Source organism: Pseudomonas sp. B111 (genome assembly GCF_026428275.1).
GTDB lineage: Bacteria > Pseudomonadota > Gammaproteobacteria > Pseudomonadales > Pseudomonadaceae > Pseudomonas > Pseudomonas aeruginosa.
Map to the genome: position 1 here is coordinate 3,231,129 of NZ_CP097857.1, position 14,324 is coordinate 3,245,452.

The 14,324-nt window shown below is 67.4% G+C and carries 14 protein-coding genes; 6 read left to right on the forward strand and 8 right to left on the reverse strand.

The features are described from left to right. Positions 1 to 16 precede the first annotated feature (16 nt). From M6E97_RS14945 to M6E97_RS14960, 4 genes are all read left to right on the forward strand, one after another. Complete coding sequence (locus M6E97_RS14945; protein WP_020751151.1) at positions 17 to 439, forward strand: MarR family winged helix-turn-helix transcriptional regulator; 423 nt, start codon at positions 17 to 19, stop codon at positions 437 to 439. Between the two features lie 206 nt (positions 440 to 645). Beyond that, entirely contained in the window at positions 646 to 1,137 is a 492-nt protein-coding gene (locus tag M6E97_RS14950; protein WP_003140151.1) for a (2Fe-2S)-binding protein, read from the forward strand. Continuing rightward, positions 1,134 to 3,380 carry a xanthine dehydrogenase family protein molybdopterin-binding subunit gene (locus M6E97_RS14955; protein ID WP_033938527.1) on the forward strand — a complete coding sequence of 749 codons (2,247 nt, stop codon included), beginning with the start codon at positions 1,134 to 1,136 and terminating at the stop codon, positions 3,378 to 3,380. The genes M6E97_RS14950 and M6E97_RS14955 overlap by 4 nt, the downstream gene beginning before the upstream one ends. 49 nt (positions 3,381 to 3,429) lie before the next feature. Next, positions 3,430 to 4,731: a cytochrome c gene (locus tag M6E97_RS14960; RefSeq protein WP_003132914.1), complete on the forward strand. Its 1,302-nt coding sequence runs from the start codon at positions 3,430 to 3,432 to the stop codon at positions 4,729 to 4,731. A gap of 10 nt (positions 4,732 to 4,741) precedes the next feature. Here M6E97_RS14960 and M6E97_RS14965 read toward each other — a convergent pair whose 3' ends face one another. After that, positions 4,742 to 5,524, reverse strand: coding sequence for an AraC family transcriptional regulator (locus M6E97_RS14965; protein ID WP_003087451.1), 783 nt, complete (start codon positions 5,522 to 5,524; stop codon positions 4,742 to 4,744). Between the two features lie 80 nt (positions 5,525 to 5,604). Between M6E97_RS14965 and panB the strand changes: the two genes are divergently transcribed. After that, positions 5,605 to 6,426, forward strand: coding sequence for a 3-methyl-2-oxobutanoate hydroxymethyltransferase (panB, locus tag M6E97_RS14970; RefSeq protein ID WP_003087450.1), 822 nt, complete (start codon positions 5,605 to 5,607; stop codon positions 6,424 to 6,426). Between the two features lie 10 nt (positions 6,427 to 6,436). Here panB and M6E97_RS14975 read toward each other — a convergent pair whose 3' ends face one another. The 5 genes from M6E97_RS14975 to M6E97_RS14995 all read right to left on the reverse strand — a co-directional run bounded on the left by M6E97_RS14975 (position 6,437) and on the right by M6E97_RS14995 (position 11,434). After that, positions 6,437 to 7,162, reverse strand: a complete 726-nt coding sequence (locus M6E97_RS14975) for a dienelactone hydrolase family protein (RefSeq protein ID WP_003087448.1) — start codon at positions 7,160 to 7,162, stop codon at positions 6,437 to 6,439. Between the two features lie 67 nt (positions 7,163 to 7,229). Continuing rightward, entirely contained in the window at positions 7,230 to 9,134 is a 1,905-nt protein-coding gene (gene htpG / locus M6E97_RS14980) for a molecular chaperone HtpG (RefSeq protein WP_003087446.1), read from the reverse strand. A gap of 117 nt (positions 9,135 to 9,251) precedes the next feature. Then, positions 9,252 to 10,481, reverse strand: a complete 1,230-nt coding sequence (locus M6E97_RS14985) for a hypothetical protein (RefSeq protein ID WP_031685956.1) — start codon at positions 10,479 to 10,481, stop codon at positions 9,252 to 9,254. A gap of 36 nt (positions 10,482 to 10,517) precedes the next feature. Continuing rightward, entirely contained in the window at positions 10,518 to 10,964 is a 447-nt protein-coding gene (locus M6E97_RS14990) for a PaaI family thioesterase (protein WP_003087441.1), read from the reverse strand. Then, positions 10,961 to 11,434, reverse strand: coding sequence for a PaaI family thioesterase (locus M6E97_RS14995; protein ID WP_003087438.1), 474 nt, complete (start codon positions 11,432 to 11,434; stop codon positions 10,961 to 10,963). The genes M6E97_RS14990 and M6E97_RS14995 overlap by 4 nt, the downstream gene beginning before the upstream one ends. A gap of 172 nt (positions 11,435 to 11,606) precedes the next feature. Between M6E97_RS14995 and M6E97_RS15000 the strand changes: the two genes are divergently transcribed. Continuing rightward, on the forward strand, positions 11,607 to 11,843 hold the full coding sequence (locus M6E97_RS15000) for a hypothetical protein (protein ID WP_003087435.1): 237 nt from the start codon (positions 11,607 to 11,609) through the stop codon (positions 11,841 to 11,843). 58 nt (positions 11,844 to 11,901) lie between these two features. Here M6E97_RS15000 and M6E97_RS15005 read toward each other — a convergent pair whose 3' ends face one another. Together M6E97_RS15005 and brnQ are read right to left on the reverse strand one after the other, a co-directional pair. After that, on the reverse strand, positions 11,902 to 12,666 hold the full coding sequence (locus tag M6E97_RS15005; RefSeq protein ID WP_003087433.1) for a DUF599 domain-containing protein: 765 nt from the start codon (positions 12,664 to 12,666) through the stop codon (positions 11,902 to 11,904). A gap of 145 nt (positions 12,667 to 12,811) precedes the next feature. Beyond that, a complete protein-coding gene (gene brnQ / locus M6E97_RS15010; RefSeq protein WP_003106485.1) occupies positions 12,812 to 14,125 on the reverse strand; it encodes a branched-chain amino acid transport system II carrier protein in 1,314 nt (437 codons plus the stop codon). Between the last annotated feature and the right edge of the window lie 199 nt (positions 14,126 to 14,324).

Consider the following 14,324-nt stretch of genomic DNA (forward strand, 5'->3'; position numbering starts at 1 on the left):
ACCACCGATGCCCAGCATGTCCCGTACCACCCCGTACCGCCTCGACGACCAGATCGGCTTCATCCTGCGCCAGGCCAACCAGCGCTATGCAGCGTTGTTCGCCAATGGCATCGGCAACGGCCTGACACCCACCCAGTGGGCCGCCCTGGTCCGCCTCGGCGAGACCGGACCCTGCCCGCAGAACCAGCTCGGCCGGCTCACCGCCATGGACGCCGCGACCATCAAGGGCGTCGTCGAGCGCCTGGACAAACGGGGACTGATCCAGCGCAGCGCCGATCCGGACGACGGCCGGCGCCTGCTGGTCAGCCTCAGTCCTGCCGGACGCGCCGAACTCGAGGCCGGCCTGGCGGCCGCCCGCGAGATCAACCGGCAGGCCTTGGCTCCCCTCTCCCCGCAAGAACAGGAAACCCTGCGCGGGTTGCTCGCTCGCCTGATCTGAGGCCATTGCGGTCTATCTTTTTTTCCGCGTTACGTCGTCCGGAGCTGCGCCTTTCGTCGTAGCGGCCTGCCATTGACAGTTCGCCGCAGGCATCCATAACATGTTTGTATACAAACAAATTCCCGCAGAGCCGCACGCTACCAGGCACGGCCGACGGGACATCCGCCTGATGAACAGCCATGCCGCCGGCATGGGGAGAAACCGCCATGAGCGATGCCCTTGCCCTGACCGTCAACGGTCAGTCCCTGCGCCTCGATGTCGCCCCCGATACCCCCCTGCTCTATGTCCTGCGCAACGACCTGCAACTGAACGGTCCCAAGTTCGGCTGCGGCCTCGGCGAGTGCGGCGCCTGCACCGTGCTGATGGATGGCGTCGCCACCCGCTCCTGCATCACCCCGGTGGAGGCTGCCGTGGGCCGCCAGGTGGTTACCCTCGAAGGACTCGGCGATGCCGCCCATCCCCATCCGCTGCAACAGGCCTTCATCGACGAACAGGCCGCCCAATGCGGCTACTGCATCAACGGCATGGTGATGACCGCCAAGGCGTTGCTGGATCGCAACCCGAACCCCAGCGACGGCGAGATCCGCCAGGAATTGGCCTACAACCTGTGTCGCTGCGGCACCCATGTGGAGATTCTCAAGGCCGTGCGGCGTGCCGCCGAGAGCCTGAAGGAGCGTCAGGAGGAGCACCCGGCATGAGCCTGGCCAATCCCTCGCGACGCGGCTTCCTCAAGGCCAGCGGCCTGCTGCTGGTCACCGTCAACCTGCCCGCCCCGCTGCTCGCCCTTGCCGAGCAGGGCGCCACCGACCTGCCGCTGGACCAGGTCGACTCGTTCATCGCCATCGCCGCGGACGGCAAGGTCACCGCCTTCTGCGGTCACGTCGACCTTGGTACCGGCATCCGCACGGCACTGGCGCAGATCGTCGCCGAAGAGTTGGACGTCGCGTTCGAGCAGGTCGAGATGATCCTCGGCGACACCCGTCGCACACCGGACCAGGGGCCGACCATCGCCAGCGCCAGCATCCAGGTCAGCGCCGTGCCGCTGCGCCAGGCCGCCGCCGAAGCCCGGCGCTTCCTCCTGCGCCAGGCCGGAAGCCATTTCCCGGTGCATCCGGACAGCCTGCGCAGCGAAAACGGCCAGGTCTTCGCCGCCGCCAATCCGCAGCGACGGATCGGCTACGGCGAGTTGCTGCGAGGCCAGCGCTTCAACCTGAACATCGACGGCAAGGCGCCGCTCAAGCCGCGCAGCGAGTACCGCCTGGTCGGCAAGCCGGTGCGTCGGGTGGACATCCCGGCGAAGCTGACCGGTCAACTGACCTATGTCCATGACATGCGCCTGCCCGGCATGCTGCATGGGCGAGTGGTACGCCCGCCCTATACCGGCGCGGATGTCAGCGCCCCGCTCGGCAGCGGCCTGCTGGCGGTGGACGAAAGCTCGGTCGCCGGGCTGCCGGGGCTGGTCAAGGTGGTCGTGATCGGCGACTTCGTCGGCGTGGTCTGCGAACGCGAGGAGCAGGCGATCCGCGCCGCGCGCCAGCTCAAGGTGCGCTGGAAGGACTGGCAGGGCCTGCCGCCGCTGGAACCCGACCGGCTCGAGGACACGCTTCGCCGGCATCCGAAGAAGCCACGCACGCTGCACGACTCGCCCGGTCTCGAGCAGCACCTCGCGGGCATCGCCCGGCCGCTGTCGGCCACCTATGTCTGGCCCTACCAGTTGCACGCCTCCATCGGCCCTTCCTGCGCCCTCGCCGAGGTCGATGCGCAGCGCGCTCGCGTCTGGTCCGGCACGCAGAACCCGCACGACCTGCGCAACGACCTGGCCAGGCTGCTGCAGCGCGAGACCGGGGACATCGAGGTGATCCGCATGGAAGCCGCCGGCTGCTACGGACGCAACGGCGCCGACGACGTCAGCGCCGACGCCGTGCTTCTGGCGCAGGCGGTGGGCCGGCCGGTGCGGGTACAACTGATGCGCGAACAGGAACATGGCTGGGAACCGAAAGGCACCGCGCAACTGATCGAGGTCCGCGGCGGTCTCGACGAGCAAGGCCGGGTGGCGGCCTACGACTTCGCCACCTGCTACCCCTCCAACGGTGCGCCGACCCTGGCCCTGCTCCTCACCAGGCGGATCCCGGCCACCCCGCAGGTGGCCGACATGGGCGACCGCACCGCGATCCCGCAATACCGCTACCCGCGGATGCGGGTGGTGGCCAACGACGCCGCCCCCATCGTCCGCGCGTCCTGGATGCGCGGCGTCTCGGCGCTGCCGAACGTGTTCGCCCATGAGTCCTACGCCGACGAACTGGCGCACCTGGCCGGCATCGACCCCATCGCCTTCCGCCGCCGCTACCTGGACGACCAGCGCGCCCTGGCGCTGATCGACGCCCTGGTCGCCCGCGCCGGCTGGCAGCCACGCACCTCCCCCAACCCAGAGGCGCGCCGGGACGGCGTGCTGAAGGGACGCGGCTTCGCCTATGCGCGCTACTTCCACAGCAAGTTTCCCGGTTTCGGCGCCGCCTGGGCCGCCTGGATCGTCGACGTCGAGGTGAACCCGGAGAACGGCGCGGTGCGCGTCGCCAAGGTCTGGGTCGCCCATGACTGCGGGCAGATGGTCAATCCCGATGGGGTCAGGCACCAGGTCCACGGCAACGTCATCCAGTCCACCAGCCGGGTACTCAAGGAGTTCGCCACCTTCGACCGCCGTGGCGTCACCAGCCTGGAATGGGGCGGCTACCCGATCCTCGGCTTCCCCGAACTGCCGGAGATCGACGTACTGCTGCTCGACCGCCCCGAGCAGCCACCGATGGGCGCTGGCGAGTCAGCCTCGGTGCCCAGCGCCGCGGCCATCGCCAATGCGATCTTCGACGCTACCGGAGCGCGCCTGCGACAGGTGCCGTTCACTCCGGAACGCGTACTCGCGGCGCTGCGCAGCGCGCAGGCCTGATCCTTTTCCCCGGGGCGCCGCGGCGCCCCGCGCAGTGGATGACTGACAGATGAAGAAGGCAACACGCATCGGCCTCTGGGCCTCCGGCAGCCTCGTCGCGCTCGCCGCCATCGCCCTCGGCTACGCCTGGCAACCGGCCATCGGGCCACTGGAAGGCACACCCGGTCCCTTCAGCGCCGAGCAGATCGCCCGCGGCGAACGCCTCGCCGCCCTCGGCGACTGCGCGGTCTGCCACACTCGCGAAGGCGGCCCGCGCAACGCCGGCGGACGGGCCTTGCCGACGCCGTTCGGGACGATCTACAGCAGCAACCTCACGCCGGATCGCGCGAGCGGCATCGGTGGCTGGTCCTACCCCGCCTTCGAGCGGGCCATGCGGCATGGCGTGGCCCGCGACGGCAGCTACCTGTATCCGGCGTTCCCTTACACCGCCTTCACCAGGACTCGCGACGAAGACCTGAAGGCCCTGTACGCCTACCTGATGAGCCAGCCGGCGGTGCACAGCGAAACGCCTGCCAACCAGCTGCCGTTCCCCTTCGACCAACGCCAGCTGATGGCCGGCTGGAACCTGCTGTTCCTGGAGCCCGGCGCCTACCGCGACGAGCCGACGCGCAACCAGCAATGGAACCGCGGCGCCTATCTCGCCGAAGGCCTCGGCCATTGCAGCGCCTGCCACTCGCCGCGCAATGCGCTCGGCGCGGAAAAGTCCGGCAGCGCGCACTTCGCCGGCGGCGAGGCGGAGGGCTGGACCGCGCCAGCCTTGAACGCCAGTTCGCCGGCGCCCATCGCCTGGAGCGAGGAGGCCCTCTACGCCTACCTCCGCCACGGCTATTCGGCCTACCACGGGGTCGCCAGCGGGCCGATGGCGCCAGTGGTCGGCGAAGGCCTGGCCAAGCAGTCGGACGAGGACCTGCGGGCCCTGGCCCATTACCTTGCGTCCTACGCCGCTGCCCCGGCCGGGGAAACCGATCAGCAACAGGCGCAACGCCTCGACCGGCAGGGCTACGGCCGCGTGCAACCGCCCAGCGGCAGCGGCGCGCGCCTGTTCGCCGGGGCCTGCCTGGCCTGCCACCATGACGGCGACGGACCGCGCTTCTTCGGCGTGCGTCCATCCCTGGCGCTGAACAGCAATGTGCATGCGGACAGCCCGGACAACCTGCTGCGGATCATCCTCGACGGCATCCACAGCCCGGCCACCGGCGACCTCGGCTATATGCCCGGCTTCCGCCATAGCCTCGACGACCGGCAAGTCGCCGCCCTGGCCAACTACCTGCGCGAGCGTTTCGCCGGCAAGCCCGCCTGGCCGGACCTCGCGGCCAAGGCGGCAAGCCTGCGCCAACAGGCGGCGCCCTGAAGCATGCGGCTCAGTTGGGCAAGCGCAGGGAGCGGGCGAAACAACCGGGGGTCTGGCCGAAATGACGCTGGAACAGGCTGATGAACGCCGAGGTGGAGTCGTAGCCAAGGTCGCTGGCCACCCGCGTCACGCTGGCGCCCTCCTCCAGCGCGGCGACCGCGTTGAGCAGACGCAGGCGCTGGCGCCACTCGCGAAACGACAACTGGGTCTGCTCACGGAACAGCCGCGCCAGGGTCCGTCGGGAAGCCCCCACCAGTCCCGCCCAATCCGAGATGCCGCGCGGATCGGCGGGATCCGCCTGTAGCGCGTCGGTGATCCGGCGCAAGCGCGGGTCGCCAGGCAACGGCAGGTTCAGCGGCGCCTCGCGAAGGCGCCCGACCTCATCGGCGACCACCTGCATGAGACGCTCGGCCTCGCCACCCGGCGGATATTCACGGGGAAATTCCGCCGCCCGCAGTAACAGTTCGCGCAGCAGGCCGGACACCTCCAGTACCCGGCAACCGCCGGGCAGCGAACGATCCAGGTAGAGACTGCGGAACAGCACAGGGTTGCAAGCCTCCGCGGCGTGCCGGACGCCCGGCGGAATCCACAGCGCCCGCTGCGCCGGCACCAGATAGCTGTGCCGCTCGGTGCTGGCGCGCAAGGTGCCGCTGGCGGCGTACATCAGTTGGCCCCAGGGGTGGTCGTGCATCTCCACCCGGTGCCCGGCGGGCATCTCGAAGGCGCGCAGGTACACCGCGCAGGGCAGGCTGCGGAATCGCGGCAGCTCGCGTTCTTGTCCCGTTTGCGGCATCGGTTGTCCCCATCCGTCGAGTGAGCGGTGCGTGGCCGATGGTAGCGTGTGGCTCCCCATAGACAAACCGGAGCCACGCCATGAGCAGTCATCGCCCGCAACATCGCCTGTCCGTTCCCGATATCCAGCGCCGCAAGGGTGCCGGCAGCCTGGTGGCGCTGACCGCCTACAGCACGCCCATGGCCCGCCTCCTCGATCCGCACGCCGACCTGCTGCTGGTCGGCGATTCGCTGGGCATGGTGCTCTATGGCATGCCCAGTACCCTGGGAGTGAGCCTGGAGATGATGGTCGCCCACACCCTGGCGGTGATGCGCGGCAGCCGGCGCGCCTGCGTGGTGGCCGACTTGCCGTTCGCCAGCTACCAGGAATCGCCCCGACAGGCGTTCCGCAACGCCGCACGCCTGCTGGCCGACAGCGGCGCCCAGGCGGTGAAGCTGGAAGGCGGTGAGGAAATGGAAGAAACCGTGGACTTCCTGGTACGCCGTGGCATACCGGTGCTCGCCCATATCGGCCTGATGCCGCAGCAGGTCAACGCCATGGGCGGCTTCAAGGCCCAGGGGCGTGACCCGGAAAGCGCCGAACGGGTACGCCGCGACGGCCTCGCCATGCAGCGCGGCGGCGCCTTCGCGGTGGTCATCGAAGGCGTAGGCGAGCCGCTGGCCCGTCGCCTTAGCGAAGAACTGGCGATCCCCTGCATCGGTATCGGCGCCTCGCCGGCCTGCGACGGCCAGGTACTGGTCAGCGAGGACCTGCTCGGGCTAAGCGGCGAACAGGTACCGCGCTTCGTCGAACGCTACGCGCGCCTCGACCGGGAAATCGACGAGGCGGCCCGGCGCTTCGCCGAGGACGTGCGCGAAAGGCGCTTCCCCGAGGCCAGGCATTGCTTCGCCATGCGCGAGTGAGCCGGCGGTCTCAGGCGAAGACTTCCGCCAGCAGGTCATCCATCGCCTGGAAGGCACGCCGGGAGGTCCTGGCGTCATAGTGCATCTTGCCCGGCACCTTGGCGTTCGGATCGGTGAAGGAATGCACCGCGCCGCCGTAGCTGGTGAGCTGCCAGTCGACGCCGGCATCGGTCATCTCCCTGGCGAAGGCCGGCAACTGCTCGCGCGGCACCAGCGGATCGGAGGCGCCGTCGAGGACCAGTACCGCGCCCTTGATATTCCTGGCATGCGCCGGGTCCGGCGTATCCAGGGTGCCATGGAAGGACACGAAGGCCTTCAGCTCGGCACCGTCGCGAGCCAGCTCCAGCGCGCAGCAACCGCCGAAGCAGAAACCGAAGGCGGCCTGGCGGGTCGTATCGACAGCCGCGAGCGCCTGTCCGCGCAAGGCCGCCAGCGCTGCCTGCATGCGCTTGCGCAGCAGGGCCCGGTCGTTCTTCAGCGGCATCATCGCCGCGCCCGCCTCGTCGCCGTTCTGCGGACGCACGTCCCTGCCGTAGAGGTCCGCCACCAGCACCACGTGCCCACGGCCGGCGACCTGCCGGGCGATGTCCAGCGCGGCGGCGCTCACGCCCATCCAGTTCGGCGCCATCAGCAGGCCCGGGCGCGGCCCCGCGTGGCTGGCGTCGTACACCAGTTGACCTTCGTACGGCTGCCCATCGATGTCGTAGGCGACCGGCTCTACACGAATCTCACTCATGGGTACTGCTCCTGCGAGAGTTGGAAAAGACAAAGCCCGCCGAAGCGGGCTTTGTCGGGGCTACTGCTTAAGCGGACAGCTCCACCAGCAGCTTGTTCAGTCGGCGTACGTAGGCGCCCGGATCCTTGAGGCTGTCCCCCGCGGCCAGGGCGGCCTGGTCGAAGAGAATATGCGACAGCTCGCCGAAGCGGTCCTCGTCCGGCTCCGCATCCAGCTTCTCGATCAGCGGATGCTGCGGGTTGATCTCGAAGATCGGCTTCGAGTCCGGCACTTTCTGCCCGCTGGCCTCGAGGATCTGGCGCATCTGCAGGCCAAGGTCCTGTTCGCCGATGGCGAGGATCGCCGGCGAGTCGGTCAGACGGTGGGAGACGCGGACTTCGCTGACCTGCTCGTCGAGCACCTTCTTCAGGCGCTCGATCAGGCCTTCCTTGCTCTTGGCGACTTCTTCCTGGGCCTTCTTGTCCTCTTCCGAGTCCAGGCTGCCCAGGTCCAGGTCGCCGCGGGCGACATCGACGAACTGCTTGCCGTCGAACTCCGGCAGGTAGCTCATCAGCCACTCGTCGATGCGATCGGTGAGCAGCAGCACCTCGATGCCCTTCTTGCGGAAGACTTCCAGGTGCGGGCTGTTCTTCACCTGCGAGTAGCTCTCGCCGGTGAGGTAGTAGATCTTGTCCTGGCCTTCCTTCATCCGACCGATGTAGTCGGCCAGCGCTACGCTCTGCTCGCCCGAATCGTCGCCGGTGGAGGCGAAGCGCAGCAGGCCGGCGATCTTCTCCTTGTTGCCGAAGTCTTCCGCCGGGCCTTCCTTGAGGACCTGGCCGAAGTTCTTCCAGAAGGTCTTGTACTGCTCCGGCTCGTTCTTCGCCAGCTTCTCCAGCATGTCCAGCACGCGCTTGGTCAACGCCGACTTCATCGAGTCGATCACCGGATCCTTCTGCAGGATTTCCCGGGAGACGTTCAGCGACAGGTCGTTGGAGTCGACCACACCCTTGATGAAGCGCAGGTACAGCGGCAGGAACTCGTCGGCCTGGTCCATGATGAACACGCGCTGTACGTACAGCTTCAGGCCTCGTGGCGCCTCGCGATGGTACAGGTCGAACGGCGCGCGGCCCGGCACGTAGAGCAGCGAGGTGTATTCCAGCTTGCCTTCGACCTTGTTGTGGCTCCAGCTCAGCGGGTTCTCGAAGTCATGGGCGACGTGCTTGTAGAACTCCTGGTATTCCTCGTCCTTCACCTCGGCGCGCGGACGGGTCCACAGCGCACTGGCGCGGTTGACCGTTTCCCATTCCGGCTCGGCCGGCTTGTCGGCCTCTTCGCCGTGGAATTCCTTGGGTAGCTCGATCGGCAAAGCGATGTGATCGGAGTATTTCTTGATCACGTTGCGCAGGCGCCAGCCATCGGCGAACTCCTCCTCGCCCTTTTTCAGATGGAGGACGATGCGGGTGCCGCGCTCGGGCTTGTCGATGGTGGCGACGTCGAACTCGCCCTCGCCCTTCGACGACCAGTGCACGCCTTCGCTGGCCGGCTGGCCGGCGCGACGGGAGTAGACATCGACCTTGTCGGCGACGATGAAGGCGCTGTAGAAACCGACGCCGAACTGGCCGATCAGGTGCGAATCCTTCTTCTGGTCGCCAGACAAGTTCTTCAGGAAGTCGGCGGTCCCGGACTTGGCGATGGTGCCCAGGTGAGTCACCACATCCTCGCGGCTCATGCCGATGCCGTTGTCTTCCAGGGTGACGGTGTTGGCTTCCTTGTCGAAGCTGACGCGGATCTTCAGCTCGGCGCCGCCCTCGAGCAGCTCGGGATTGGCCAGGGCTTCGAAACGCAGCTTGTCGGCGGCGTCCGAGGCGTTGGAAATCAGTTCGCGGAGGAAGATTTCCTTGTTCGAATAGAGAGAATGAATCATCAGGTGAAGCAGTTGCTTCACTTCAGTCTGAAAGCCCAGTGTCTCTTTTTGGGTTTCCACGCTCATCGCTCCAAGCTCCATCAATGACATAAGCCGCGTACCACGGCGGATGTCCCCTAGGTGGGGCCTTCTTCCGGCTTTTCAAGCGCTTATGCGAAAAAACCGCGCACCGTCGTGCGACGACTAGCGTTCGAGCAGTTCGAGACGGGCGATCTCCGCCGGGCGCAACAGGTAGCTCGCCTCCCCCGCACCGGGCATTTCCCGGCGGATCACCAGGCGCCCCTCGCTGTCGAGGCCGGTGAAACGGCCCTCGGCGATACGCCCGCGTACCGTAGTGGCCTTGACCAGGCGCTGGCTGTAGCGCTGCGGTTCGACCTGGACCAGCTCCAGGTCGAGGGTGGCGTTGCCCGGCGCCGGCAGCGCCTGCGGCTCGGGCGGCGCCGCCGCGGCCACGGTCGCAGGCTCCGCCGGCAAGGCGGGGAACGCGTCGCCGCGCACCGTCCACTCCCGCCGGGCGTTCTTCTCCAGCGTCAGCTCCAGCACCTGAGTCTGGCCGGCCACCAGGGCCTCGATACGCAGCGGCCGCGCATGGCTGGCCGCGCGCCAGGACGGCGCCCGCACGAGGCTGACGTCGCGGCTGGCGAAGCGTCGCTGCAGATAGTCGCGCAAGACCAGGGCCAGGGTATCGTCGGAGTCGTAGCCCAGGTCGACCTTGCCGTGCCGATAGCGCAGCCGGTCGGTATACAGCTCGACGTGGCCGCTGAGGGTGGTCCGGTAGTCGCTCGGCAGGCTCAGGTGGAACTCGCCCTCCAGGCGGTTCGGCGCCTTGGGCCGCAGGTCCAGGTGCAAGGTATAGCCACGCAGGAGACGACGCGCCTCGGGCAGGTCCTGATCCGGTTGCAGCCAGCTCAGCTCGACTTCTGGCAACGCGCCGCCGTCCTCGGGCAGCACATCCAGGCGCAGCGCCCCGAGCGGCTGTGCCGGAAGGCGGATCTGCAGCTCGCGCTGGGCGTAGAAATCGTGCCCCTGGCGCAGGCTCAGCACGCCGCCGATCAACTCGCCGCTCTGCGGCGCGAAAGGCTTGCCGTTGAACTCCCCGCTGAGCGCGATGGCCAGTTCCGCCGGCGGCCTGGCCTCCGGCTTCAGCCAGCGCAGGCTGAGGATCGCCTCCAGTCGCGCAGCGTCGTGACTGGCCAGCAGCGCCAGGCCGACCACCAGCGGGATGCAACCCAGCGCGGCCAGCCCGACGCCCTTGCGCGCCGTACGCCAGTGCACGCCGATATAGGCCAGTGCCACCGGCGGGAAAAGGCTGCCGTAACCCCACAGCAGACCGGTACCGAAGGCCAGGACGATGACCCAGATATAGCCGGCGACCATCAGCAGCAGGCCGCCCAGAATCAGCAAGGCATCCATCGCGATATCCTCAGCCCACTTTCCGCAGCGTACGGCTCACGGCTCGTCCACCTTGAAATGCGCCCGCGCGGTGGCGATGGGCTCGCCCTGGGTGGTCTGCCAGGCGTTGATCGCGACGTTCGCCACCCGCCGCCCCTGGCGCCATACCTGGCATTGCGCGTAGGTATCGCGGAAGTGCCCGGCGCGCAGGTAGTCGATGGAGAAATCGATGATCTTCGGCAGGTGCGGAATGCTCATGAAGGTCAGCAGGTGCAACATCGCCGCATGCTCCATGAAGCCGGCGATCACGCCGCCATGGATGGCCGGCAGGGTCGGGTTGCCGATGTTGTCCTTGTTCGCCGGCAGGCGGAAGACCATGTCGTCGCCCAGGCGCAGGCATTCGATGCCGAGCAGCTTGGCGTACGGGATCAGCTCCACCAGCGGGCTGTAGTCGTTGTTCCGGCGCGCGTCGCGGACCAGTTGCTCGAGGCTGGTCGGGCTCATGCCGCACCTCCCTGCGCGGCCGGCCTGGCCGCCCCGGAGCGAGCCGAACCGCCCATGCGCATGAAGGCGCCGACGACATGGGCGATGGGCTGGCCCGGATCGTCCTGGTAGGCGAAGCCGCGGGTGAAGATCACGTTCGGCGTGACCCGGTAGCACTCGGCGAAGCCATAGACATCCTTGTGCGGTTCGGCGGGATGCATATAGTCGATGCGCAGGTCGAGCGTCGGGCAGATCTCGAAGTCCGGCAGCACGCAGACCGTGGAAATACCGCAGGTGGTGTCCATCAGGGTGGTGATCGCGCCGCCGTGGACGACCCCGCTTTCCGGGTTGCCGATGATCGCCTGGCTGTAGGGCAGGCGCAGGGTCAGTCCTTTCTCGTCGGCGGCCTCGACCGTCAACCCCAGCACCTGGCAATGACGCAAGGCCGAGAGAAAGCGCCGGGCGCGCTCGAGGAGAGGATTTTCCGACATGACGGCGACCTTGCTGGGAGTTTTCTGGAGGGCGAATCATACCCTGCCGCCAAAGCCCCGGCAGCCGGGGTTTTGGACATAACGATCGAAATAGTCGAAGTGTGTGGAACTTCACGCCAGCGCAAATGTTCAAAGGGCTACAACGAGGAAAGCCGCACATGGAGGCTAAACGATGAAAAAGACCGTAACTCTTGCCCTGCTGCTCGCTGCCAGCCTTGGCCTGGCCGCTTGCGACAAGAAAGAGGAAGACAAGGCAGCGGCCCCGGCAGCTCCGGCTACCGAGACCCAGCCGAGCGCTCCGGCTACTCCCCCTGCCGAGCCCAGCGCCCCGGCGCCGTCGAGCGACACTCCGGCAACCCCGCAGACTCCGGCACCGACTCCGGAGCAACCGCAACAGAACCAGCAATAAGTTCTCGTTGACGTACCCTGAAAGAGCCCGCGCAAGCGGGCTTTTTCATGCCAGGGATTCAGCCTCTGGGCACCTCGCCCTCGCCTTCCCGCGGGCTTTCGGCGATTGCGGTCTCGGTGTAGACCATCACCTCCAGCACGTCCGAATGGAACTCGCGGCGATACAGGACCAGCACCACGCCGGCCGTCACCAGCATGAAGAACCAGGAGTTGATGAACCAGGCGAGCATGGCCAGGCCGAAATAATACGAGCGCAAGCCGAAGTTGAACTGGTTGGCCGCCAGCGAGATGACCCGGGCGGCACGCTCGGCAAAGGATTTGCGCTCCAGCTCGCCGACGTTGCGCTCGCCGATCATCGGTGCCGAGCCGACCAGGATCGCCGCGAAGTTGTACTGGCGCATGCACCAGCTGAAGGTGAAGAAGGCATAGACGAAGACCACTGCCAGGCACAGCAGCTTCAGTTCCGACAGTCCCCGGCTGGCCTCCTCCACGAACGGCAGGTCGGCCAGTACCGAGACGGCGCGATCGGTGGAGCCCAGCAGGGTGAGGATGCCGGCGAGGATGATCAGCGTGCTGGAAGCGAAGAACGACGCGTTGCGCTCCAGGTTGCCGATCACGCTGGCGTCGGCGATACGGTTGTCGCGCAGCAGCAGCCGGCGCATCCAGTCCTCCCGGTAGAGGTGCAGGACGCTGGCCAGGCAGGCGGTGTCGCGGCCCTTCCAGGTGGCGTAGCGGGTGTAGCCCACCCAGCAGAACAGGAACCAGAGCGCCGCCAGCAGGTGTTGCGACAGGTGCCCGTTGAAAATGCCGAGTTCGGCGGTCATGAAAACTCCCTCTTGAGCCGGCCGGGAATCGCCCCGCCGTTGTTTCGCGCCGTTGGGACGCCGCTCGCCGCGGCCAGGACACGACTTTCGTCGGCTCATGAAAAAGGCCGCCCGGAGGCGGCCTTCCTGGGGTTCGCCTGACGTCTCAGGCGACCGCTTCGCGCGGCTTGCCCAGCAGCCGATCGCAAACGACTGCCAGGACCAGCGCAATGGATACCGGCAGCAGCCAGCCAAGGCTCTGATCGGCGAGCGGGAGCTTGGCGAAGACGTCCGGCACCCACCCGTTCAGCTTGGCCGCCCCCAGCCCGTCGACGATGCCGAAGAGCAGCGCGACGATCATCACCGGCACGAACACCCGCGGGGCCGACACCCAGAGCCGGTCGAACAGGCTCAGGGCGATCAGCACGATGGCGAGCGGATAGAGTCCCACCAGAACCGGTACCGAAAGGCTGATCAACTGGGTCAGTCCCTGGTTGGCGACCAGCAGGCTGAACAGCGAGAACACGATCACCACCGTCTTGTACGAAACCGGCAGCAGGTCGCTGAAGAACTCGCCGCACGCCGTGATCAGCCCTACCGCCGTGGTCAGGCAGGCCAGGGTGATGACCACCGCCAGCAACAGGCTGCCGGAAACGCCAAAGGTCTGCTGCACATAGGCGGTGAGGATCTGTACGCCATTCTGGGCGTCGCCGGCGATGCCCTGGCTGGTGGCGCCAAGATAGAACAGCGCCAGGTAGACCAGGGACAGGCCGGTGGCGGCGATGACCCCGGCGATCATGGAATAGCGCGTGACCAGCCGGCTGTCGCTGATGCCGCGGTCGCGAATGGCGGTGGCGATGACGATACCGAAGACCAGGGCACCGAGGGTATCCATGGTCAGGTAGCCCTGCAGGAAACCCTGCACCAGGGGCGCGCTCTGGTACTCGCCGGAACTGCTGCCGATCGCTCCCGCCGGCGCGAAGATCGCCGCGCCGCCAAGGACCAGCAGGGCCGACAGCAGCACCGGCGTGATGACCTTTCCGACCCGGTCGACAAGGCGACCCGGGTTCAGCACCAGGAACAGAACCACGGAGAAGTAAGCGACGGTATAGACGAGCAATGGCGCGCCGCCGTCCCCGGTGAAGGGCGCGACGCCCATCTCGAAGGACACCACGGCTGTACGCGGGGTGGCGAACAGCGGGCCGATGGCAAGATAGACGGCGATGGCGAACGCCACTCCCGCGCGCCGCCCGATCGGCTGGGTCAGGCGGCCAATACCGCCTCCGACCCGGGCCAGGGCGACCACCGTCAGCAACGGCAGGCCGACACCGGTAAGGAGGAAGCCGAAAGCCGCGCTCCATACGTGTTCGCCCGCCGCCATGCCGGCACTGGGAGGAAAGATGATGTTACCCGCGCCGAGAAAAAGCGCGAACGTCATGAAGCCAAGGGCGAGCAGGTCGAACCCTTTCAAATGAGTCATAGGAGGATGTACCACTGGCAGAAGTCTCGGTTGTTCGGGGTTTCCCTTTGGGGGTGTTAGGAAACATCGTCCTTCCGGATGAGGAGGACCGGTCAAGCCGCCCGACCCCTTTTGAGGGCCATGTGGCGCTATAGCTGCAGGCGCGCTGGCCTGCGGGATGATGCGTGGCGCGCCCGGGGTTTTGTCGGACACGAACCGT